The following is a 21,960-nucleotide window of genomic DNA, read 5'->3' as shown; positions in this document are numbered from 1 at the left end:
GGTTTCACATGCCGCAGCTTCGGCGAGAGTGCCTTCAGAATCCCTCCCGAACCGCCCCCCGAATCCCCTCCAGCAACATGGTAAACGCCGGGTTGTCGTTGTCCTCGCGCCACACCAGGTGCAACTCGCTCTGCACCCCTTCGCCCAGGTCGATCTCGCGAAACACCACCTGCTTGAACACCACGCTGGTGGCGCAACGCGGCACCAGCGCCAGGCCCATGCCGGCGTTGACCAGCGCCAGGATCGTCAGCGACGACCCCAGCCATTGCACGAATTGCGGCGCGACCTGCGCCGAGCGCAGCATGCCGGTGAGCAGTTCGTTGAAGGGCGGGTAGGCGGCGTGGGCGTACATGAGGAACGGTTGGCCGTCCAGATCCTGCACGCTCACGGTCTCGGCGCTGGCCAGCGGATGTCCGGCAGGCACCGCCAGTACGAAGGGCTCGCGCACCAGGCATTCGGTGGCGTAGCCGGGTTCCAGCAGGGGCGAGCGGACGATGCCCAGGTCGATACGCCGGGCGCGCAGGGCTTCGTGTTGTTGGTAAGTGTTCATCTCTGCCAGGACGATTTTGACCTGGGGCTGTTTCAGCCGGGCCTCGGCGATCACCTTTGGCAAGAATTCGTAGACCGCACTGCCGACGAAGCTGATGGTCACCGAACCGATGTCGCCCTGGGCAAAGCGCCGGGCCGCCACGGCAGCTTGTTGCGCCTGTTCCAACAGGTTCTGTGCTTCGATGAAAAACGCCCGGCCGGCGGCGGTGAGTGCCACGCTGCGGGTGCTGCGGGTGAACAGCTCGACGCCCAGGTGGTGCTCCAGCAATTGGATCTGCCGGCTCAGCGGTGGCTGGGTCATGTTCAGGCGTTCGGCGGCGCGACGGAAGTTGAGTTCGGTCGCCACGGTGGTGAAGCAGCGTAGCTGGGCCAGTTCAAACATTGATTCAATCCAGGTATCAATCAAGTGCCAAGTTAGATTAGACGGGAACAATCCGCCGTGTCCATCATCGTCCCGTTCCCTACAAAGACAATGATCGGGAGGCACCCTTGAAAAACCTATTGGACGCTATGCCTGACAGCCCCCTGGCGCTGAACCCTGGCCCATCGGGAGCCGCTGTATGAAGATCAAACGCGTCACCGTCACCCCCATTGCTTTTCGCGATCCACCTTTGCTCAACGCCAGCGGCATCCATGAGCCGTTCGCGTTGCGTTCGATCATCGAGATCGAGAGCGACAACGGTTACATCGGCCTGGGGGAGAGCTACGGCGATGCACCGGCCTTGGCAATCCAGCAGCAATTGCAGAGCCAGTTGATCGGCCTGGATCCGTTCAACCTCAATCAGTTGCGGGCCATCGTTCAGGCGACCGTCGCCGCGCAGAAACCGGCCAGCGTCGCCGGTGCCGAACTGGCGCCGGGTTCCCATGCGAGCAAGGCGGTGAGCAACGCCTATTCGGCGTTCGAAGTGGCCTGCCTGGATTTGCAGGCCCACTACCTGAACGTGCCGCTGGTGGACCTGCTGGGCGGCGCGATTCGCGACGAGATTCCGTTCAGCGCGTACCTGTTTTTCAAGTACGCCGAGCACATCGATTCGCCGTACCCGCCCGACAGTTGGGGCGAGGCGCTCGACGAACAACAGATCGTTGCCCAGGCCCGGCGGATGATCCAGGACTATGGCTTCAAAAGCATCAAACTCAAGGCCGGCACTCTCGATCCGGAGCATGAAGTCGCCTGCATCAAGGCTCTGAAGCAGGCGTTTCCCGGCTACCCGTTGCGCATCGATCCCAATGGCAATTGGTCCCTGGAAACCTCGATTCGCATGGCCGAGTTGCTGGGGGATGACCTGCAGTATTACGAAGACCCGACGCCAGGCCTGGAGGGCATGGCCGAGCTGCACCAACGCACGGGGTTGCCGCTGGCGACCAATATGGTGGTCACCGATTTCGATGAGTTCCGCCGCAGCGTGGCGCTGGACAGCGTGCAGATCGTGTTGGCCGACCATCATTACTGGGGCGGCCTGCGCGACACGCAGGCCTTGGCGAAAATGTGCAGCACCTTCGGCCTGGGCGTGTCGATGCATTCGAACTCGCACCTGGGCATCAGCCTCATGGCCATGGCCCACGTGGCGGCCGCAGTGCCGAACCTGGACTACGCCTGTGACACCCATTACCCGTGGCAGGAGCCGGATGAGGAGGTGATCAAGGGCGGCAAGCTGCCGATTGTCGACGGTTGCGTGAAGATCACCCGGGCGCCGGGCCTGGGCTTGGCGCTGGACCGGGATCAACTGGGCAAGCTGCATGAGCAGTTCCTCAGTTGCGGCATCCGCCAGCGCGACGATGTGCGGCAGATGCAGCGTTACCGGCCGGGCTGGAAGACTGTCAAACCGCGGTTCTGATACACCGCAGAGAGGCCTGCTGCGCAGGCCTTGCTCCCACAGATAACCCTCTTAGCCACAAGTCGGTGGCACTCGGCACCAACCCTACATCCCCCAGGCCGCCCTGCGGCCCACACCCAAAGTACCGCCCCCGTCGGCATCGCAGTCTTACGCCCAAACTGCCGCGCCGGGCCGGCGCTTCCAAAGCAGCCGCCAATTGCCTCCAAGGCAGCGTATGACGCGCCCGGGCACCTTTCGATAATCGCCTCCGACATCCCGTCCCCTGTTGCGGAGCGCGCCATGCACAACAATAAAAATACCCGCCAACGTTTTTTGCCTGCGGTCATCGTAGGTGTTTCGAGCCTGGGCTTGATGCCTTGGGCCAGCGCCGAAATCATGCTGTACGACAAGGACCAGACCACCTTTTCCACCGACGGCTACATCAATGCCTTTTACGTCAACAGCGACGTTGACCGCGCGGGTGAGCAGTACGACCGTCGGCAGGCGCGGGTCAAGATGGGCTTCTTGCCCAACTACCTGGGCTTCAACATGGGCAAGCAGGTCGATGACCTCAAGCTCGGCGCCCGGGCCTCGTTCTGGGTGACCATCAACGACAGTGAAACCAATGGCACCGACACCGCCATCGACGTGCGCCAGTTCTACGGCACCGTGGCCAACCCGGAGTGGGGCGAGGTGCTGATCGGCAAGGACTTCGGCCTGTTTGCCCGCTCTAACATCCTGCTGGACGAACTGCTCGCCGGTTATGGCCAGGTCAGCGACACCCTGGGGTTGGTGGACGGTGGTGGCGTCTCGTTCGGCAACATCGGCAGCGGTTATCCGTACCCGTTCCCGACCTCGCAGATCACCTACCGCACGCCGGTGATGGAGGGCTTGCGCGTGGCGGTGGGGATCATGGACCCGGTGGACACCAACGACAACAGCGCCACGGGCAAGGCCTATCAGGAAAACCCGCGCACCGAGAGCGAGATCACCTACCAGTTCGACCTGGGCGGGGCGAAGATCTACAGTTGGCTCAACGGCAGTTACCAGACCTCGGACAACACCGATGCCACCGTCGAGTCGGTCACGTCCAAGGGCCTGGGGTATGGCGTGCAGGCCAAGATGGGCGGGTTGTCGCTGACCGGCTCGGGGTTCCAGGCCAAGGGCATCAACCCGTTCTTCACCAACAACGCCGGTGAAGCCACCCTGCGCAATGTCGACAGCAAGGGCTACCTGTTGCAGGGCTCCTACAAGCTGGGCAAGAACCGCCTGGCGTTGTCCTACGGCAAGACCGATGACGACGGCAACGGCGTGGTGGGCAGTGGCGCCGATTACGAAACCCGTGGCATCGCGTTGTTCCACGACATCAACGACAACCTCAAGCTCGTGGCCGAGTACAACCAGTTCGAAATCAACGGCCACGATACCAGCGCCCAGAACGAAGACACCGACACCTTTGCGGTGGGGGCGGTGCTCACCTGGTAACGTCGCACCGCCCCGTTGGGCTCTGTAGGAGCTGGCGAAGCCTGCGATCTTTTGATCTTGATCTTTTCGCTCTCGACTCAATTGTCTGGGACAAGATCGCAGCCTCGTTGCACTCGACAGCTGCTACGGTACGGTACACCGTTGCAGTTTCTGGTGGCGGGAAAGCTTGCTTTCGGGGCTGCGCATCAGCCCCCTTTTTTAATGTGACGTCCCCTCGGCGAACTCGATCTTGTTGCCGACGTTGTACTTGCCCGAAGGCTTGTTCATGGGCAGGCGCTTGATTTCCTTGAGGGTGTTGCTGTCGTAGACGATCAGCGCGCCATCGGTATCCCAGATGCTCAGCAGCAGGTAGCGGCCGTCGCGCGTGAATTCGACGTGGGCGGCGGTTTTGCCGGGCATGGGCCGCAGGGTGTGGGCGATTTCCAGGGTCTGTTTGTCGATCAGGTGGATGGCATCGTTGTCCGGGCCGAAGAACACGTCGGTCCAGGCGTAGCGGGAGTTGGCGTGGCTGCGCAGGAAGAAACCCGGCCCGAGCGTGGGGATCTGCTTGATGACTTTCCAGGTGTCGAAGTCGATCACCGAAATCAGCCCCTTGCTGATGTTGGGCGTGGCGAACACCCAGTGCCCATTGCGTTTCCAATAGGTCCCCGAGCCCAGGTGCGGCATGCCCGGCAGCGCGATGTCGGTGACGATCCGCCCCGTGTCGAGGTCGATCACCTGGCCGCCCTGGGCCTTGCGCGAGGTGGCGAGCAATTGCCGGTAATCGGGCGAGAAGGAAAAATCATCAAGGTAATCCTCGGCCTTGATACGCCTGGGCACAAAGTCCGGATTCGGTCCGGTGGACAGCTCCCAGACCTCCTTCACATCTTTCAAGGCCACGATGAAACTGTTGCGCGGCGGCGCGGTATAGACCGCACTGACCCGCGACGCCTGGCCGTCCAGTCCCACCGTTGCCATAGTCTTGACCAATGACAGGTCGCGGGCATCCAGCACCACCAGACTGCCGGGCAGGGTGTTGCCCACCAGCACCCAGCGGCCATCCTTGCTCACCGCCAGGTTGCGGGTATTGAGCCCGGCCCGCACCTCGGCGATGAGTGTGAGGTTGTGCAGGTCATACAGGCTGATCCAGCCGTCCCGGGAGGCGAAATAGACGAAGCGTCCGTCCGGCGAAAACTTCGGTCCGCCATGCACCGCAAAGTGTGAGGCGAAGCGCGCCAGGACGTCGAAGCGATCCCCATCGACGATGTCGATGTGATGATCGCCAGCTTCCACTACCACGAACAGGTTCAGCGGGTCGGCGTTATGCTGGGGTTTATCAGGCAGGTTGGCGACATCCGCCAGCAGGCGATGGCTACGGCGCGTGTCGTCCTCGCTCCAGGTCGGTTCGACAGCGGGTGGACGCTGGAGATAGTGGGTCAAGCCATCGATCTGCGCAGGCTCCAGCACCGTATCGAACGCTGCCATCTGGCTGGCCGGGCGGCCATTTTCGATCACCTGGCGGATTTCGTCGGGCTTGATCCGACTCAGGCTCTGGGGTAACAGCGCCGGCCCGGCGCCGCCGATGCGATTCACCCCGTGGCATTGTTGGCAGTGTTGCTGGTAGTTCTGTTCGGCCAACGCCAGGTCCGGTTCAGGCGCCGTGGCGCCGTGGACGGCACCGATCCACAGCAATGGGGCCAGCCAACCGATTCTCATGAGGCCACCCTCGCGATAGCCGGCTGGAGCGGTGGGGCTGGGTGCAGGCGGGCCGGATGCTCCAGTACCTGATGGGCAAACAAACCGACTACCTTGCCGATCACCGTCAAGGTCGGCAGGCCTTCGGCGCATGCCAGCGCCATCTCCGGCAATTGCTGGAGGGTGCCGCGCAGGACCTGCTGGTCGGGGCGCGTGCCGTTGCTGATCAGCGCCGCCGGCGTATCCGCCGCCAGGCCTGCCGCGATCAGCCGCGTGGCGATGGTGCCGAGGTTCGACAAGCCCATGTAGAACACCAGGGTCTGGCTGTCATCCGCCAGGCTTTGCCAGGGCAGGTTCAAGTCGCCTTCGCGTTGCAAATGACCGGTGATGAAGCGACAGGAATTGACCAGATCGCGATGGGTCAGGGGAATGCCGGCATAGGTGCTGCAACCGGCCGCGGCGGTGATGCCTGGCACGACTTGGCAATCGATACCGCGGGCCAGCAGATACTCCAGCTCTTCGGCGCCGCGACCGAAGATGAACGGATCACCGCCCTTGAGCCGCACCACCCGTTGTCCCAGGTTGGCCAGGTCGGCCAGCAGTTCGTTGATCTGTGGCTGGGGCAGGCTGTGGCAACCGGCGGCCTTGCCGACGTAGTGCCGGGCGCAGGTCAGCGGGATCAGGCTGAGCAATTGGGGGCTGATCAAGCGGTCGTAGACCACCGCGTCGGCCTGCATCAACAGGCTCCAGGCACGCAATGTCAGCAGGCCCGGGTCACCAGGGCCAGCGCCGACCAGGGCGACTTCACCCGGTCTGAAGGGCGATTGCAGGGCAGCGGGCAAAACGATGGAGGCAGGCATGGGACTTCCTTGGTTCGGTATCAGGTTCGCCGTCGGTTGATCAGGCGCAAGGCATCGCAACGCTGGGGATCGCGTGCAAGCCGATTTCTTCGTCGTTGAGGTGGCAGCCGGGGTCCTGGCCCCACAGATCGCCGTCGGCCCAGGCCCGGGTGCGGGTATTGCCGTTGCAGATCGCCAGCCAGCGGCATTGCCCGCAGCGCCCGCCCACGGCCCGTGGGTGTTCGCGCAGCTTCAGCAGCAGGGCATCGGGGCGATCGAGCCAGAGTGTCTTGAATGGCGTCTGGCGGACATTGCCCACCGAGTGCTGCCACCAGTACGTATCGGGGTGGACCTCGCCGGTATTGTCGATGTTGGCGATGCCGCTGCCCGACGCGTTGCCGCCCCAGGCCCGCAGCATCTGCTCCAGTGCCGCGTAATGTTGGGGCAGGCGCCGGGATACCCATTGCAGCAACAGGATCGCGTCGGCGTCGTTGTTGCCACTGACGAAATCACTGTCGCGGCCCTGTTCGATGTCGCGCCAGGCCCGCTCGAAGATCAGGGTCATGGCCTCGCGGCTCATCTGCTGATGGGCATCGAGCTTGCGACTGCGCTTGCCCCGGCCGCTGTAGTTGAGGTGCGACAGGTAGAATTTCTGTACGTCGTACTCATTCATCAAGTCCAGCAAGCGCGGTAGCTGGGCATGGTTTTGCTGGGTGAGGGTGGTGCGCAATCCGACCCGGATGCCTTGCTCGCGGCAAAGCCGGATGGCCGCCATGGAGCTGGCGAAGCTGCCCTTGAGCTGACGGAATTCATCGTGGGTCGCTTCCAGGCCATCGATGCTGATGCCCACGTAATCGAAGTTCGCCGCCGCAATCTGTTGGATATTGGAAGCGTCGATCAGGGTGCCGTTGGTGGACAACGCGAGGAAAAACCCTTTGTCGCGAGCATAGGCACTGAGTTGGAACAGGTCCTCGCGCAGCAGCGGTTCGCCGCCGGACAGGATCAACACGCGCACGCCGGCATCGTGCAGGTTGTCGATGACCTGGAGCGCCGCCGGGGTGTCCAGCTCATCGCGAAACACGCTGTCGGCCGACGTTGCATAGCAGTGTTTGCAGGTCAGGTTGCAACGCCGGAGCAGGTTCCAGATCACCACTGGCGGACGGCTGCTGCCCGGTGGCGCGACACGTGGGGCGGGGCAATGCCCGGCCAGGGCTCGCAGGTAATGGCTGATCCTCAACATAAGGCGCTCCTTCGGTTGGCGTGCGGGTTCAGCGCGGCTTATCCCAACTTGGTGGGAGAAAGGCTTGGTGGGAGCAAGGCTTGCCCGCGATGACGCGGATGCGGTCCTTCAGGAACCGACGCACCTGTTTCGCGGCCAAGCTTTACCCCGACAGGCGTCAGGCGCAGGCCGGTTTTTTTCAGGATGCGGCTGCTCACCAGCATGTCGTCGTCGGCGCAGGCGGCCCCCAACAGATAGCGCAGGTGTTCGCGGTAGCTGTCGATTTCTTCGCGGCTGCGGCCATGGACCATGGCGAACAGGTTGTAGCGCCAGTCGGGCCGGCGCGGGCGCCGGTAGCAGTGGCTGACAAAGGGCTGCGCCCCCAGCAGGGCGCCGAGACGTGATATGTCGGCGTCGGCCACGTCCCACACCGTCATGCCGTTGTGGCGGTAGCCCAGGCGATAGTGATTGGGCACGGCGGCGATGCGGCGGATCGCCCCTTCGGCCTGCAGGCGCTTGAGCAGGTCGAGGGTGGATTCCACGCTCAGTTCCAGTTGTTCGGCCAGCCAGGCCCAGGGATCTTCGAGCAAGGGCAGGCCGGCCTGGGTCAGTTCCACCAGGCGCAGTGCCAAGGGTGTTTCATCCAGCCGTGGCGGCGCTTGCCACACAGACTCAGACGGGGAAATACAGGCCGACATGGTAGGTCTCCTCTTTGGGCAGGTTCAGCGGCACCAGGCCGGTCAGGTGTTCGATGCGCAGCAGGGTGTCGTTGATCGCCTGTTCGCTGGGGCAGGCGAGCACGAACCACATGTTCCAGGTGTGCTCGCGGCGGTAGTTGTGGGCGACCTCGGGCATGTCCGCGAGCAGCTCGGCGATGGGCTCGAAGCGCGGCTCGGGCACCGCCAGCGCCGCCAGGGTGAACGCACCGCCCAGGCGATCGATGTCGAACATCGGGCCGAAACGGGTGAGTACGCCGTCGTTGAGCAGCTCATGCAGGCGGTCGAGCAATTCGCTACTGCTGCTGTCCAGCTCCTGGGCCAGGGCTTGCCAAGGGTGACGCACCAGCGGCAGGCCCAGTTGCAGGCGATTGATCAGGCGGCGGTCCAGGTCATCCATCGACACGGGCTCCGGCCGGTGCGGCGAAACGTCCGCCGCATTGCTTGAACAGGTGTGTGCTGAACAGCAACTGGTGGGGCAGGTCGTCCAGCAGATGCTCTTCAAGCAGCGCCTGGACATGGGCTTCGACACGGTCACGCTGGCGACCGTGGATCATGCAGAACAGGTTGTATTGCCACTGGGGCAGGCGCCTGGGGCGTTGGTAGCAAAGGCTGATGCCCGGGGTTTGCCCGAGGCGACGCCCGACTTCATCGACCAAGGCGTCCGGCACGTCCAGCACCAGCATGGCGTTGGCGGCAAACCCCAAGGCACGATGGTTGACCACAAGGCCGACACGGCGGAACAGCCCCTGTTCATGCCAATGCTGTACCTGTTCGAGCACCTGTTGCTCGCTGGCCTCGATCTGCTCGGCCAGGGCCTGGAAGGGGCGCGATGTCAGCGGCAAGCCGGTTTCCAGCAAACGGCGCAGTGCCAGTGACTGTTGTTCGCTCAGGGTGCTTTTCATGGGGTGGCCTCCAGGGCAAAGCCCAGGTCGATGCGGTAGGCGGTCAGCATGGGCAGGTCCAGTGGCGTGAGACCGGTGTCGCTCTCCAGTTCCTGGAGGATGTTTTCCAGGTGGGCACGGTTGGGGCCGGTCAGCACGAACCACAGGTTGTAGCGATGTTCGCGGGCATAGTTGTGATTGACTTCCGGGTATTGGCTGATGCGTGCGGCCACCTGGTGCAAGCGATCTTCGGGCACGGCGAGGGCGGCCAGGGTGCTGGCCCCGGCCCGGGTGTGTTCGAACACCGGGCCGACCCGCGACAAGGTCCCGGCCACTTGCAGATGCTGCAAGCAGTCGATGACCTGGGCTTCGCTGCAGCCCAAGGTCTGGGCCATGGCCCGATAGGGCTCGGCGCACAACGGCAGGCCATGCTGAAATTGATCGATCAGGCGTCGCGCCAGTGAGCTGGAGGTCATGGTCAGTACCCCGGCTTGTGTGCGCGACTGCTGAAGAAAATGCCGCTGGGGCTCAGGGCCGGCAGGCTGCCCAGGGGTTCAAGCCGATACGGGTTCCAGACCTGTACTTCGCCACCGTCCCGGGCGGACAACCACAACTGGTCACCCCGTGCGGTGAACTCCATGTGCAGCACCGCCGGGCCTGGCCGCAGGTCGGCGACGATGGCGTGGGTCTGGGTGTCGATGACCTGGACGCGGTCGTTGTCCGGATAGGCGAAGTTGACCCACAACTGCCGGCCATCCGGTCGCGCCGTGACGAACACCGGTTGGCCGGCCACGGCGATGGCGTCGGTCTGCTGCCAATCCTGGGCGTTCATCACCAACACCTGGTGATGCCCGACGGCAGGCACGAAGGCTTGCTGGTCGGCCAGGGCCCAGCCCTCCAGATGCGGCATCTTGTACACCGGGAGCCGCGCCTGGCCGCGCCCGTAATGGCCCAGTACCCGTTTCACCCCGCGCTCGGGGTGCCAGAGATCGAGTTGGGCCATGCCGTCTTCACCGAACAGCCCAGCCATGTAATAACGCCCGTCCGGGGTGATCAGTGCGTCATAGGGTTGCTGGCCGATGGCGGTGAAGCGTTCGATGCGCGGGGTGAGGCCGAGGCTGAAGTCGGCGGTCCAGATCTCGCCGGTGTCGAACAGGCTGAACACGAAGCGCTGTCCCGGCGCGTCCACCAAGCCGACCACCCGTGAGCGCTTTTGGCTACCGGGCAACGGCGTGGCCGGGATGTCGGCGACCTGTTCCAGGGTCTGGGCATCGAACACCTTGACGCCGCCGGGCTCGTAGTTGGAGACGGCAATCAGCTTGCCGTCCTGGCTGATCGCACCGCCGATGCTGTTGCCGCCCTGGATGATGCGCCGCTCGATGCGCGTGCTCAGCAGGTCGACTTTGCTCAGGCCACCATCGCGGCCGAACACATAGGCGTAGCGCTGGTCGCGGGAGAACACCACCGAGGCGTGGGACAAGTCGCCCAGGCCTTCGACGCGGCCCAGGGCGGTGCGGGTGTCGCTTTCAATGATTTGCAGGCTGCCGGTGGCGCGTTCCACCACCACGCCCAAATCGCCGGTGCCGCGCAACGGTGTCTGGGCGCAACCGCAGAGCAGCAGGGCGATGGTGGTGGACGAGAGGAAAGAACGGATCATGAGGCGGGTTTTCCTTGAAGGAGCCGGTCCACCAGCCAGCGAATGTCGTCGGGTGCAAGCAACGGTGCCCAACCGGGCATGGCGCTGCCGGGCCGTCCGAGGGTGACGGTGGCGATGAGGCTGTCGCGGGATCTTCCGGCCAGGGCTTCCTGGGTCAGGGGCGGGCCGAGGCCGCCGGTCATGTACAGGCCGTGGCAGGCACCACAATCCTGGTCCAGCAGGTGTTGCAGTTGGGCCTGGCGCTGGCTGTCGGGAGCGGCCAGCACGCAGGAGGAGAAAACAAAGAGGAGGGTGGCTATCGCGGTGCTAAAGCGGTGTCGTTCCATGACGTCCTCCTGAATGAAAGGGTGCTGCCTTTGTGGCGTGGCGCTATGTAGGCGCTATGTAGAGCTGCGTAGAAGCTGCGTAGGAGCTGTCGAGTGCAACGAGGCTGCGATCTTGTCCCTGACAGTTGAATCTCAAGCGAAAGATCAAGATCAAAAGATCGCAGGCTTCGCCAGCTCCTACAGTGCCCAGCGGGAGCAAGCTCCCTTGGGTGGTTATTTAAGGGTCAAGACCCACGCAGCCAGGATCTTGGCTTCCTCTTCCGTCACGGGGTTGGCCGGCATCGGCATCGGTCCCCAGTTGCCTTGCGTTCCTTCCTTGATGTGCTTGGCGAGTAAATCCTCTGCTCCGGCGACGCCGGCGTTTTTCGCCGCGACCTCCTTGAGCGCCGGGCCCACCAGCTTGGTATCGATGGAATGGCAGGCCGCGCAGGGCTTGCTCTTGAACAGCGTCGGGCCGTCCTGGGCCAACGCCGGCAGGCTGTAGGCGGCAGTCAAGGCCAAGGCAATCAGAATAGGCTTCATGGTTTTTCCTCTTATTGATGGGGCTCAATAGATGTCGTGTTGGGTGTTGTAGACGTTGAATTTTCCGGTGGGGGTGATCAGGCGTTTGTCCTTGATCACGTTCTTGACCTTGAGGGTCTTGTCGTCGATCACCACCAGCGCCGACTCATCTTCCTGGCCACTCCAGACCGAGAACCAGACCTCGTCGCCGGCCTTGTTGTATTCCGGTTGCACCACACGCATCGCGCCTTTCTTGATACCGGCGTACTCGGCAATCGGCAGCACGGTGTAGCCGGCGTCAAGCTTGTCGATGTTGAACACCGCCACCGACTGGCTGAGCTTGGCGTCGGGGCTGAGGGTGGTGTCGACATACAGGTGACGAGACGCAGGGTGCGTCTTGATGAACAGCGAGCCGCCACCCTGGCCCTGGAGCGAAGCGACCTGCTTCCAGGCGTATTGCGGGTGCTTGACCGGGTCGGTGCCGATCAGCGAAACCCCGGCATCTCCCAAGTGGCTGGTGGCCCAGACCGGTCCGTAGAGTGGATGGTTGAAGTTGGCGCCGCGTCCCGGGTGCGGAGTCTTGCCGACGTCGACAAGGGCGGTGAGCTTGCGTTCCTTGGAATCGATTACCGCGACCTTGTTGGAGTTGTTGGCGGCCGTCATGAAGTAGCGATGGCTGCTGTCCCAACCGCCGTCATGCAGGAACGGCGCGGCGTCGATGCTGGTGATGGTGAGGTTCTTGATGTCCTGGTAGTTGACCAGCATCACCTTGCCGGTTTCCTTGACGTTGACGATGAACTCCGGCCATTCGTGGGAGGCGATGATGGCCGCGACGCGAGGCTCGGGATGGTATTGCTGGGTGTCGACGGTCATGCCCCGGGTCGAGACGATCTGCTTGGGCTCCAGGGTCTCGCCGTCCATGATGGTGAACTGTGGCGGCCAGTACGAGCCGGCGATGGTGTATTTGTCTTCGTAGCCTTTGAACTTGGAGGTTTCCACCGAGCGGGCTTCGATGCCCACCTTGATTTCCGCGACTTTGGTCGGCTCTTTCGGCCACAGGTCGATCATGTCGATCTTGGCGTCCCGGCCGATCACCAGCAGGTAGCGCCCCGACGCCGAGATGCGTGAGATGTGTACCGCATAACCGGTGTCGATCAACTTGACGATCTTCTTGCTGTCGCCGTCGATCAGGGCAATCTTGCCGTCGTCGCGCAGGGTCACCGAGAACAGGTTCTGCAGGTTGAGGGTACTGATCTGCTTGGTGGGCCGGTCTTCAGGCTTGACCAGCAGTTTCCAGGTCTTGCGGGTTTCTGCCATGCCCCATTCCGGTGGCGTCGGTGGGGTGTGCTGGATGAACTTGGCCATCACCGTGATCTGGTCTTTGGTCAGGGCATTGGACGTGCCCCAGTTCGGCATGCCGGCGGCCGAGCCGTAGGTGATCAGCGCCTCCAGGTAGGCCTGGCCGCGCGATTGGGTGATGTCGGGTGTCAGTGGCTTGCCGGTGGCGCCTTTGCGAAGCACGCCGTGGCAGCCGGCGCAGCGCTGGAAATAGATTTCCTTGGCCGCGTCGAAGTCAGCCTGGCTCAGGTCAGGCGCGCCTTCGGTCTTGACCACGCGGGATTGCTCCGGCGCAGCGGTTTGGTCGGCGAAGACGTGGGGGGCGGCCAGCGCTGTACACAGCGCCGTGACCCGCAGGGCCCACGATTTTTTGTGGCTGATCAGCATTCCATTTCTCCTCAGGCGTGACCCGCGCTGCGCTGTAATTGACGTTCGGCGCGCAGGTTCTTGGTGCGGTACAAGGCTATGCCCAGGCCGGTGGTTGGTCGCTTGACGGCGATCAAGTTTGCCGGCCGCAGGCCTTGCCAGGTTGTCGCAGGGCACCGTAGCGTGGCCTGCAATCGTGTTGTCTGATCAGGCCTTGCCATGAACGCTATCCACACTGTGCCGCACCCCGATGAACCCTTTTATCAACCCCAGGACAACGAGCAGGCGATGTTCGAACAGGCCTGGCGTCACGGCATGCCGGTGCTGATCAAAGGCCCGACCGGCTGCGGCAAGACCCGTTTCGTCCAGCACATGGCCCACCGCCTGAAGCTGGCGCTGTACACCGTGGCCTGCCACGATGACTTGAGCGCGGCCGACCTGGTGGGCCGTCACCTGATCGGTGCCCAGGGCACCTGGTGGCAGGACGGGCCGTTGACCCGGGCCGTGCGCGAGGGCGGCATCTGCTATCTGGATGAGGTGGTCGAAGCGCGCCAGGACACGGCCGTGGTGTTGCACCCGTTGGCCGATGATCGCCGGCAGTTGTACCTGGAGCGCACTGGCGAAGTACTGCAGGCGCCGCCGTCCTTCATGCTCGTGGTGTCGTACAACCCCGGTTACCAGAACCTGCTCAAAGGCATGAAGCCCAGCACTCGCCAGCGTTTCGTGGCGATGCGCTTTGGCTATCCGGCGGTGGCCGATGAAGAGCGCATCGTCGTCCGCGAGGCTGGGGTTGATCTGGCCCTGGCGGTCCAAGTGGTGCGATTGGGGCAGGCGCTGCGCCGGCTCGATCAGCATGACCTGGAGGAAGTCGCCTCGACGCGCCTGCTGATCTTCGCCGCGCGCATGATCGGCTCCGGCATGGACCCACGCCAAGCCTGCCTGGCGTGCCTGGCCGAGCCGTTGAGTGACGATCCGCAGACCGTCGCTGCGTTGATGGATGTGGTCGATGTCCACTTTGGCTGAAACCGTTGCCGTGCCCCGGCGTTTGCCCGGGGACTTGGCGATGTGGTTTTTTATCCTCGCCGAGTTGTCGGTGTTCGCGCTGTTGATCCTGGCGTTCACCGCCGCCCAGGCGTTGTACCCGCAGACCTTCAGCGAAGGCCGGCAATTGCTGGACCGCTCCACCGGCCTGGCAATGACCCTCAGCTTGCTGACCGCCGGCCTGTTCGCCGCATTGGCCCAAGAGCAAGTCAGGCAGGACCGGCCGCGTCGAGGCGCGCTGTTGTTGTGTGTGGCGTTGTTGCTCGCCTGTGGCTATGTGGGGATCAAGCTTGCGGAGTACGCCCATCTGTTGGCGAGTGGCCTGGGGATGGAGCACAACACGTTCTTCACCTTGTACTGGATCCTCACCGCGTTTCATTTCCTCCATGTGCTGTTGGGTATGGTGATCCTCGCTTGGTTGGCCGAAGGGTGCCGGCGACGTCGCTATGGGGCGCAACGCAACAGTGGGCTGGAATCCGGCGTGCTGTATTGGCATATGGTCGATCTGGTCTGGGTGCTGCTGTTCCCGGTTGTCTACATCCTTGATTGAGCGGAGGTGCTCATGTCAGCTTCCCGTGTCTTGATCGCCTGCTGGATGACGCTGGCCGTGCTGAGCACCGGCACCGTTGCCCTCGGCCAGATCGCGGCTACCGGGCTGGTGTCCATCGCCATCCTGGTGGTTGCGGTAACCAAGGCCTGGCTGATCGTCGACGGCTTCATGGAACTGCGCCACGCGCCGCGATTGTGGCGGCGGTTGGTGTTGAGCTGGGCGGCGTTGCTGGCGACGGTGATCGGGCTGGTCATCTCGTTCTTGATCTGATCGTTCCCACGCTCTGCGTGGGAATGCATCCCGTGACGCTCTGCGTCATCTTCCTGAAGCGGAACGCGGAGCGTCCCTGGCGGCGTTCCCACGCAGGAGCGTGGGAACGATCGAAACTCATCTGCCCGGAACAACCCACCAAAACCATCGGAGATTCTTGATCGCCATCAAGCGGTTTCCGACCCCTCGCTTCCTAGAATGAACACGCCAAGCAATGAGGAAGCGACCATGTCAGATACCTTCACCAAAGGCATGGCCAGGAATATTTATTTCGGGGGAAGCATCTTCTTTTTCCTGATATTCCTGGCCTTGACCTACCACACGGAACAGACCTTTCCAGAACGCAGCAACCAGGCGCAATTGACGGAATCGGTGATACGCGGCAAGGGCGTCTGGGAGCGCAACAACTGCATCGGCTGCCATACCCTGCTGGGCGAGGGCGCGTACTTTGCGCCGGAGCTGGGCAATGTGGTCAACCGGCGCGGCGGCGAGGAAGCCTTCACACCGTTCCTGCAGGCCTGGATGAAAATGCAGCCGCTGAACGTTCCGGGTCGTCGGGCCATGCCGCAGTTCAACCTGAGCGAGCAGGAGGTCGACGACATCGCCGAATTCCTCAAGTGGAGCTCGAAGATCAATACCAATGGCTGGCCGCCAAACAAGGAGGGCTGAGAGATGAGCATGGCTAATCCGCATCTGAAATTCGCCTCGCAGGCCGTCGCCAAACCCTACTTCGTGTTTGCCCTGATGCTGTTCCTGGGGCAGGTGTTGTTCGGTTTGATCATGGGTTTGCAATACGTGGTCGGCGACTTCCTGTTCCCGCTGATCCCTTTCAACGTGGCCCGCATGGTCCACACCAACCTGCTGATCGTCTGGCTGCTGTTCGGCTTCATGGGCGCGGCGTATTACCTGATACCGGAGGAGGCCGACCGCGAACTGCACAGCCCGAAACTGGCGATCGTGCTGTTCTGGGTGTTCGCCGCTGCGGGTGTGGCGACGATCCTGGGTTACCTCGCGGTGCCTTATGCGACGCTGGCGAAGTTCACCGGCAACGACTTGCTACCGACCATGGGCCGCGAGTTCCTCGAGCAGCCGACCATCACCAAGATGGGGATCGTGGTGGTGTGCCTGGGGTTCCTCTACAACATCGGCATGACCCTGCTCAAAGGTCGCAAGACCACGGTCAGCATGGTGATGATGACCGGGCTGATCGGCCTGGCGGTGTTCTTCCTGTTCTCCTTCTACAACCCGGAAAACCTCGCTCGCGACAAGTACTACTGGTGGTGGGTGGTGCATCTTTGGGTGGAAGGCGTCTGGGAACTGATCATGGGTTCGATGCTCGCTTTCGTCCTGATCAAGATCACCGGTGTGGACCGCGAAGTGGTTGAAAAATGGCTCTACGTGATTATCGCCATGGCGCTGATCACCGGGATCATCGGCACCGGCCACCACTTCTTCTGGATCGGTGCGCCTGAGGTCTGGCTGTGGGTAGGCTCGATCTTCTCGGCGCTGGAACCGCTGCCGTTCCTGGCGATGGTGGTCTTCGCCTTCAGCATGGTGAAAAACCGTCGTCGGCAACACCCGAACCGCGCCGCCACGTTGTGGGCCAAGGGCACCACGGTCACCGCGTTCTTCGGCGCGGGCGTCTGGGGTTTCCTGCACACCCTGGCACCGGTCAACTACTACACCCACGGTTCGCAATTGACCGCGGCCCACGGCCACCTGGCTTTCTACGGTGCCTACGCGATGATCGTGATGACGCTGATCAGCTACGCCATGCCACGCTTGCGCGGCTTAGGTGAAGCGTCGGACGAACGTTCGCAGCGCCTGGAGATCTGGGGCTTCTGGTTGATGACCTTGTCGATGGTGATGATCACCTTGTTCCTCACCGCAGCCGGTGTTGTCCAGGTCTGGTTGCAACGCTGGATGACGGATGGCAGTGCCTTGCCGTTCATGGCCACGGTGGATCATTTGGAGCCGCTGTTCTGGGCACGACTGGTCAGCGGCGTCGGGTTCCTGGCCGGGTTGCTCTGCTACCTGTTCAGCTTCCGTCAACGTGGCCGTGCGGCCCTGCGTGCACCGGCGGCGGTGGTGCCTTCGTAGGCGCTGCCGAAGGCTGCGATCTTTTTCCGTAATGCTTGAGACTCAAGTGCCATGGGAAAGATCGCAGCCTCGCTTCGCTCGACGGCTCCTACGGGTGCAGTCCAGCGGAGCGGTGTGAGGTTTAGTGGATCGGGGTTGAAGAGGAAGATAACCATGGCATTCACGCTAGAGCTGGAAGAATGGGTCGGCAGTGTCTGGCACCGTTTTATCACCCGCCGGGCCAGTGCCGATTTTCCTGAGGCTCGGGTCGAGTTGGTTCCCCGGCAACGCTCGTTGCAGGTGCTGTTTCGCGCCACCGGGGGAGCGCCTCACCTGGGGGTGGAAGCGGTCAGCGATCGCGATCTGCTGTTGCGCCGCAACCTGTTGCAGCAGATCGCCGGCACCTGCAAGCAAGTGCCTCTGGCCTGTTGCGATGGCGATAACCTGCGGTTGCCGGCGAGCCTGGCGGCGTTTCCCGATGTCGGGCTCAACGAAGAGTTGTATCGTTGGCTCGCGTTGCTGGCCGCGCAGTCGGGGCCGATGAAACACTGGGGGCGGGATAATCAGCGCTGGACCCTGGCGGTGTTGAAACGCTACCCGGCGCTGCGCCCTCGCTACCGGCGACTGGTGGACGCGCACCTGTCCCTGCGCCCCGATCCGGCCACGCTCAACCCGGCCGAAGCCGCCTTGGAACGGGCGTTGTGCCAAGCCTTGCGCGAACCGGGCAGTGTTGAGCATTTTCCACGCAGCGAGCGGGCGGCCTGGCCGTTGCCGCTGTGGCTATACCCACCTCAACATTTGGCCAATCCCCAGGCCGCCAACCTTGAGGAGTCCGAGCAATACCTGGCGACACCTCCCGGTGAACAGCAGGGCGGACGCAAGCGCGCCGAGCGAATCGACGATGCCACCCGTGACGGTGGGTTGTTGATCGTGCGCCTGGAAAACCTCTTCAGTTGGACCGAGCACGTGGACCTGGATCGCTGGGCGGATGACAGCGAAGACCCGGACGCCGCTCGCGTCGCCGAGGACCTGGACCAATTGACCCTGTCGCGCACCCGCTTGCGCAAGGGCGGTGGCTTGAAACTGCACTTGGACCTGCCGCCGGCCGATGTGGATGACATCCCGTTGGGCGCAGGCATCCTGTTGCCGGAGTGGGACTACCGCAAGCAACGCTTGCAAGACGACTTCGTCAGCCTGCAAACCTTCATCCCTCGCGATTGCCAGCCCCAGCCGTTGCCCGCACGCCTGCGAAGCTCGGCCCAGCGCTTGCGTCGCCAGTTCGAACACTTGCGTAACGATCGTCAATGGTTGCGCCAGCAAACCCAAGGCTCGGAACTGGACCTGCAAGCCTGGCTGGACTTTCATGTCGAGCGCCAGCACGGGCAGTGCAGCGAACGCGGGCTGTTCATGGACCAGCGCCAGACTCGTCGCGACCTGGCTTGCCTGCTGCTGGCCGACCTGTCGATGTCCACCGATGCCCACCTCAATGACGAGCACCGGGTGATCGATGTGATTCGCGACAGCCTGTTGCTGTTCGGCGAAACCCTGTCGGTGCTGGGGGACGATTTTGCCTTGTACGGGTTCTCTTCCTTACGCCGCCAGCAGGTGCGCATGCATGAACTCAAGGCGTTCAACCAGCGTTATGACGACCACACTCGGGGACGGATCCAGGGACTCAAGCCCGGTTACTACACGCGCATGGGCGCGGCGATTCGCCAAGCTACACAGCGGTTGGCGGGCTGCAAGCGCCGGCGCAAGTTGTTGCTGCTGCTCAGTGACGGCAAGCCCAATGACCTGGACCTCTACGAGGGGCGCTACGGTGTGGAAGACACTCGCCAGGCGGTACTGGAAGCCCGGCGCCAAGGGCTGACGCCGTTCTGCATCACCATCGATCGCGAAGCGGGGGACTACCTGCCGTACATGTTCGGGGCCAACGGCTACACCTTGATTCGCCAGCCCGAGCAACTGCCGCTGCGTTTACCGCAGTTGTACCGGCAATTGACTCAGGACTGAGGGTTCAGGTGATGCTGCGAGGCAACCAGAAGAACATGACGATGCAGAAGATCGTCAAGCCGACACAAAACCAGGTGAAGCGCCGCAGCCGGCGCTCGCCGGCCATCGCCGCTTCGGCGGGCAGGGGCATGCCGCACTGGCGACACTCGGTCTCATTGGCAGGGTTGGCCTGTTGGCAATACAGGCAAGTGGGCTGCGCACTCATTCGAATTGCTCCAGGCGCAGGCGATCGAGAATGGCGATCTGGCGACCGTCCTGGGTGATGATTTTTTCATCGATTAGGCGGCGGATGATCCGCGAGAAAGTTTCCGGCTGGATCGACAAGTGCCCGGCGATCAACTGCTTGGCCATCGGCAGTTCGAACTGACTGTCCACGGTTTGCAGGCGCACCAGTTGCGTCAACAGGTAGCGCACCACCCGGTGAGTGGCGTTCTTCAGCGACAGGGTTTCAATCTCGTTGACCCGTTGGTGCAGGCGCACGCAGAGCTTGCCGAGCAGGGCGAAGGTCAGCCGGCTGTTGCTTTGCAGCAGACGCATGTAGGTGGCGTTGGACAGCCGATACACCTGGGTCGGGGCGACGGCTTCGGCGGACGCGACGTAGTTGGGTGTGTCCATCAGCATCATGGCTTCGGCGAAGGTCTGGCGCTCGCCGATCACCTCGAAGACTTTTTCCTGGCCATCCGGGGTCAGCCGGTAGATTTTCACGGCACCGGAAATCACGTAGTAAAACGCCTGCGCCGGCTCTCCCTGGCGGAACAACGGATCACCCCTGTCGATGTTCAGCAGTTGGCTGTTGCTCATCAATTCGTCGAGCTGTTCTTCGTTCAACGGCTCGAACAGGTGATGGCTGCGCAGAATCTGGTGATGGACGCGGTGGAGCACCATGGCATGGAATCCTTGTAATGGCGAAAGAGGTGTTCGGGGTCAGACCAGACTCAGGGACAGGCCGCTGGCCAGCGCCACGACGCAGGAGAGCAAGACGAACCAGGTAAGCGGCAGAACGACGGATTTCATGGAAGACCCCGACAAGAAAGGTGATGCCGTGCCTGAGCAAGAGACGGGCCATGCCGGCGGGCGTTGAATTGCGGCGCGCTGGCGCTGATATGGGTATAAATGACCCTGGTCTGGTAGGGTTAAAACAACCATGAAAGGGTAATAAATACCCCATTCAGCTACAGTCGTTATGCGCGGGAGGCGTTGTGGAAGCAAAGCTTGCTCGCGATGAACGAGAACGCGGGCCTGCTGTAGACCGCGGTGTCTTCATCGCGAGCAAGCTTTGCCCTCACAACGGCAAGCCCCTTGCAAGTGCCTGTTCGAGGCGGGAGGTTACCGATGAGCTGGCTTGATCTGAGACAAGGCCGGCCGGCGTCGATAGCCGATCATTCGAACCCTGATTTGTCGTACCTCGCTGGCGGTTCAGTGAGGCAAAGGAGTGGTGTATGCAAGTGCTTGACCGTCGCAAGGCCATGGCTATTTTGCCGTTGTGGCGCCTAGCGTTTCGGCCGTTCTTTTTGGCCGGGTGTGTATTGGCGCTGTTGGCTGTTCCCCTTTGGCTCGCGGCGTTCACCGGACGCTTGTCGGCCTGGCAGCCGGCCGGCGGCTGGTTGGCCTGGCACCGGCATGAACTGTTGTTCGGTTTTGGCCTGGCGATCATCGCCGGGTTCCTGCTGACGGCGGTGCAAACCTGGACCGGAGCTCCGGGCCTCAGCGGCAAGCGCTTGGCAACACTGGCACTGTTGTGGCTGGGCGCGCGGCTGGCCTGGCTGATGGATGCGCCCTGGCCGTTACTGACGCTGCTGGAGCTGGGTTTTGCCCTGGCGGTCGCGGCGTTGATGGGCGTGATGTTGTGGCGCGTGCGGCAGAAGCGCAATTACCCGATTGTGCTGGTATTGCTGCTGTTGGCCGCCGCCGATGCGTTATCCGTATACGGTCTGGTGCAGCACAACGAAGGCCTGCAGCGCCAGAGCGTGCTCACCGGCCTGTGGCTGGTGGCGGCGATGATGGGGTTGATCGGCGGTCGCGTGATTCCATTTTTTACCCAGCGCGGCCTCGGTCGGGTCGAGGGCGTTGCGCCTTGGCCGTGGCTTGATCGTCTGTTGCTGGCCGGGTCGGCGCTGGTGGCGTTGTTGTATGCCTTCGGTCCGGCGCTGACGGCCAGCGTCTGGGTCGGCCTGTTGTTCGCCGCGTTGGCGGTGGGCCACGGGATTCGACTGGTGCGCTGGCATGATCGGGATGTGTGGCGGGTGCCGCTGCTGTGGTCGTTGCACCTGGCCTACGCCTGGTTGGCGGTGGCCTGCCTGGGCATGGCGCTGTGGCACTTCGGCGTGCCGGTGAACCCGAGCCTGGCGGTGCACAGCCTGACCATCGGCGCCATGGCCGGGTTGATCCTGGCGATGATTGCCCGTGTCAGCCTGGGCCATACCGGGCGCGCCCTCGAGCCGCCAGCGGGCATGACCCTGGCGTTCATCCTGTTGAACCTAGCGTGCCTGAGCCGCGTGCTGTTGGTGCTGCTGTTGCCGTTGGCTGGGCTGTGGCTGGCGGCGCTGTGCTGGACGCTGGCGTTCGGTTTATACGCCTGGCGCTATGGGCCGATGCTGCTCAAGGCGCGGGTGGATGGGCATCCGGGATGAGCCGATTGG

The 21,960-nt window shown here is 63.0% G+C and carries 23 protein-coding genes and 1 pseudogene; 9 read left to right on the top strand and 15 right to left on the bottom strand.

From position 1 onward, the window contains the following. Positions 1 to 34: 34 nt before the first annotated feature. Positions 35 to 931, bottom strand: a complete 897-nt coding sequence (locus AACY31_RS17285) for a LysR substrate-binding domain-containing protein (RefSeq protein ID WP_339480898.1) — start codon at positions 929 to 931, stop codon at positions 35 to 37. A gap of 178 nt (positions 932 to 1,109) precedes the next feature. Here AACY31_RS17285 and AACY31_RS17280 point away from each other — a divergent pair, with 178 nt between their 5' ends. Both AACY31_RS17280 and AACY31_RS17275 read left to right on the top strand, forming a co-directional pair. Further along, positions 1,110 to 2,384, top strand: a complete 1,275-nt coding sequence (locus AACY31_RS17280; protein ID WP_339491949.1) for a glucarate dehydratase family protein — start codon at positions 1,110 to 1,112, stop codon at positions 2,382 to 2,384. A 279-nt stretch (positions 2,385 to 2,663) separates the two neighbouring features. Further along, positions 2,664 to 3,848: a porin gene (locus tag AACY31_RS17275; protein WP_339480894.1), complete on the top strand. Its 1,185-nt coding sequence runs from the start codon at positions 2,664 to 2,666 to the stop codon at positions 3,846 to 3,848. A gap of 198 nt (positions 3,849 to 4,046) precedes the next feature. Here AACY31_RS17275 and AACY31_RS17270 read toward each other — a convergent pair whose 3' ends face one another. From AACY31_RS17270 to AACY31_RS17215, 12 genes and pseudogenes are all read right to left on the bottom strand, one after another. Continuing rightward, on the bottom strand, positions 4,047 to 5,543 hold the full coding sequence (locus AACY31_RS17270; protein WP_339480892.1) for a cytochrome D1 domain-containing protein: 1,497 nt from the start codon (positions 5,541 to 5,543) through the stop codon (positions 4,047 to 4,049). Beyond that, complete coding sequence (cobA, locus tag AACY31_RS17265; protein WP_339480889.1) at positions 5,540 to 6,382, bottom strand: uroporphyrinogen-III C-methyltransferase; 843 nt, start codon at positions 6,380 to 6,382, stop codon at positions 5,540 to 5,542. Before cobA ends, AACY31_RS17270 begins: the two co-directional genes overlap by 4 nt. 40 nt (positions 6,383 to 6,422) lie before the next feature. After that, the gene (gene nirJ, locus AACY31_RS17260; protein WP_339480887.1) at positions 6,423 to 7,601 is read right to left on the bottom strand and encodes a heme d1 biosynthesis radical SAM protein NirJ; all 1,179 of its coding nucleotides are present in this window, start codon (positions 7,599 to 7,601) and stop codon (positions 6,423 to 6,425) included. 152 nt (positions 7,602 to 7,753) lie between these two features. Beyond that, positions 7,754 to 8,278 (bottom strand): annotated as a pseudogene (gene ahbB / locus AACY31_RS17255) (siroheme decarboxylase subunit beta); the annotation flags it as partial. Beyond that, positions 8,253 to 8,696 (bottom strand): Lrp/AsnC family transcriptional regulator, encoded by a 444-nt coding sequence (locus tag AACY31_RS17250; protein WP_058546342.1) that lies wholly within the window; start codon positions 8,694 to 8,696, stop codon positions 8,253 to 8,255. The pseudogene ahbB (AACY31_RS17255) and the gene AACY31_RS17250, both read right to left, overlap by 26 nt. Continuing rightward, positions 8,689 to 9,201 (bottom strand): siroheme decarboxylase subunit beta, encoded by a 513-nt coding sequence (gene ahbB / locus AACY31_RS17245; protein WP_339480879.1) that lies wholly within the window; start codon positions 9,199 to 9,201, stop codon positions 8,689 to 8,691. Before ahbB (AACY31_RS17245) ends, AACY31_RS17250 begins: the two co-directional genes overlap by 8 nt. After that, entirely contained in the window at positions 9,198 to 9,656 is a 459-nt protein-coding gene (locus AACY31_RS17240; protein ID WP_339480878.1) for an Lrp/AsnC family transcriptional regulator, read from the bottom strand. The genes ahbB (AACY31_RS17245) and AACY31_RS17240 overlap by 4 nt, the downstream gene beginning before the upstream one ends. A 2-nt stretch (positions 9,657 to 9,658) precedes the next feature. Then, positions 9,659 to 10,837 carry a cytochrome D1 domain-containing protein gene (locus AACY31_RS17235; protein WP_339480876.1) on the bottom strand — a complete coding sequence of 393 codons (1,179 nt, stop codon included), beginning with the start codon at positions 10,835 to 10,837 and terminating at the stop codon, positions 9,659 to 9,661. Beyond that, positions 10,834 to 11,163 (bottom strand): c-type cytochrome, encoded by a 330-nt coding sequence (locus AACY31_RS17230; RefSeq protein WP_339504860.1) that lies wholly within the window; start codon positions 11,161 to 11,163, stop codon positions 10,834 to 10,836. Before AACY31_RS17230 ends, AACY31_RS17235 begins: the two co-directional genes overlap by 4 nt. Positions 11,164 to 11,376: 213 nt before the next feature. Further along, on the bottom strand, positions 11,377 to 11,685 hold the full coding sequence (locus AACY31_RS17225) for a c-type cytochrome (RefSeq protein WP_339480872.1): 309 nt from the start codon (positions 11,683 to 11,685) through the stop codon (positions 11,377 to 11,379). A 24-nt stretch (positions 11,686 to 11,709) separates the two neighbouring features. After that, positions 11,710 to 13,389 (bottom strand): cytochrome D1 domain-containing protein, encoded by a 1,680-nt coding sequence (locus tag AACY31_RS17220; RefSeq protein ID WP_339480870.1) that lies wholly within the window; start codon positions 13,387 to 13,389, stop codon positions 11,710 to 11,712. Positions 13,390 to 13,400: 11 nt separating this feature from the next. Beyond that, positions 13,401 to 13,589 carry a hypothetical protein gene (locus AACY31_RS17215; protein WP_339480868.1) on the bottom strand — a complete coding sequence of 63 codons (189 nt, stop codon included), beginning with the start codon at positions 13,587 to 13,589 and terminating at the stop codon, positions 13,401 to 13,403. 67 nt (positions 13,590 to 13,656) lie between these two features. Here AACY31_RS17215 and AACY31_RS17210 point away from each other — a divergent pair, with 67 nt between their 5' ends. From AACY31_RS17210 to AACY31_RS17185, 6 genes are all read left to right on the top strand, one after another. Continuing rightward, positions 13,657 to 14,391, top strand: a complete 735-nt coding sequence (locus tag AACY31_RS17210) for a CbbQ/NirQ/NorQ/GpvN family protein (protein ID WP_445261558.1) — start codon at positions 13,657 to 13,659, stop codon at positions 14,389 to 14,391. Continuing rightward, positions 14,375 to 14,959, top strand: coding sequence for a cytochrome c oxidase subunit 3 family protein (locus AACY31_RS17205; protein ID WP_339480864.1), 585 nt, complete (start codon positions 14,375 to 14,377; stop codon positions 14,957 to 14,959). The genes AACY31_RS17210 and AACY31_RS17205 overlap by 17 nt, the downstream gene beginning before the upstream one ends. 12 nt (positions 14,960 to 14,971) lie before the next feature. Further along, on the top strand, positions 14,972 to 15,229 hold the full coding sequence (locus tag AACY31_RS17200) for a cytochrome C oxidase subunit IV family protein (RefSeq protein WP_339480862.1): 258 nt from the start codon (positions 14,972 to 14,974) through the stop codon (positions 15,227 to 15,229). A 228-nt stretch (positions 15,230 to 15,457) separates the two neighbouring features. After that, positions 15,458 to 15,898, top strand: coding sequence for a c-type cytochrome (locus AACY31_RS17195; protein ID WP_339480860.1), 441 nt, complete (start codon positions 15,458 to 15,460; stop codon positions 15,896 to 15,898). Between the two features lie 3 nt (positions 15,899 to 15,901). Further along, positions 15,902 to 17,329 (top strand): cbb3-type cytochrome c oxidase subunit I, encoded by a 1,428-nt coding sequence (locus AACY31_RS17190; RefSeq protein ID WP_339480858.1) that lies wholly within the window; start codon positions 15,902 to 15,904, stop codon positions 17,327 to 17,329. A gap of 153 nt (positions 17,330 to 17,482) precedes the next feature. After that, a complete protein-coding gene (locus tag AACY31_RS17185) occupies positions 17,483 to 19,321 on the top strand; it encodes a nitric oxide reductase activation protein NorD (RefSeq protein WP_339480855.1) in 1,839 nt (612 codons plus the stop codon). Between the two features lie 4 nt (positions 19,322 to 19,325). Here AACY31_RS17185 and AACY31_RS17180 read toward each other — a convergent pair whose 3' ends face one another. Both AACY31_RS17180 and AACY31_RS17175 read right to left on the bottom strand, forming a co-directional pair. After that, entirely contained in the window at positions 19,326 to 19,526 is a 201-nt protein-coding gene (locus tag AACY31_RS17180; RefSeq protein ID WP_339480854.1) for a protein DnrP, read from the bottom strand. Beyond that, the gene (locus AACY31_RS17175) at positions 19,523 to 20,206 is read right to left on the bottom strand and encodes a Crp/Fnr family transcriptional regulator (protein ID WP_339480852.1); all 684 of its coding nucleotides are present in this window, start codon (positions 20,204 to 20,206) and stop codon (positions 19,523 to 19,525) included. Before AACY31_RS17175 ends, AACY31_RS17180 begins: the two co-directional genes overlap by 4 nt. Before the next feature lie 554 nt (positions 20,207 to 20,760). Here AACY31_RS17175 and AACY31_RS17170 point away from each other — a divergent pair. Continuing rightward, the gene (locus tag AACY31_RS17170; RefSeq protein WP_339480850.1) at positions 20,761 to 21,951 is read left to right on the top strand and encodes an NnrS family protein; all 1,191 of its coding nucleotides are present in this window, start codon (positions 20,761 to 20,763) and stop codon (positions 21,949 to 21,951) included. Positions 21,952 to 21,960: the final 9 nt, after the last annotated feature.

The sequence above is a fragment of the Pseudomonas sp. RL_105y_Pfl2_101 genome, assembly GCF_963970585.1.
Classification (GTDB): domain Bacteria; phylum Pseudomonadota; class Gammaproteobacteria; order Pseudomonadales; family Pseudomonadaceae; genus Aquipseudomonas.
The sequence above is the reverse complement of the archived record's forward strand: the minus strand, read 5'-3'. Positions and strand labels throughout refer to the sequence as shown.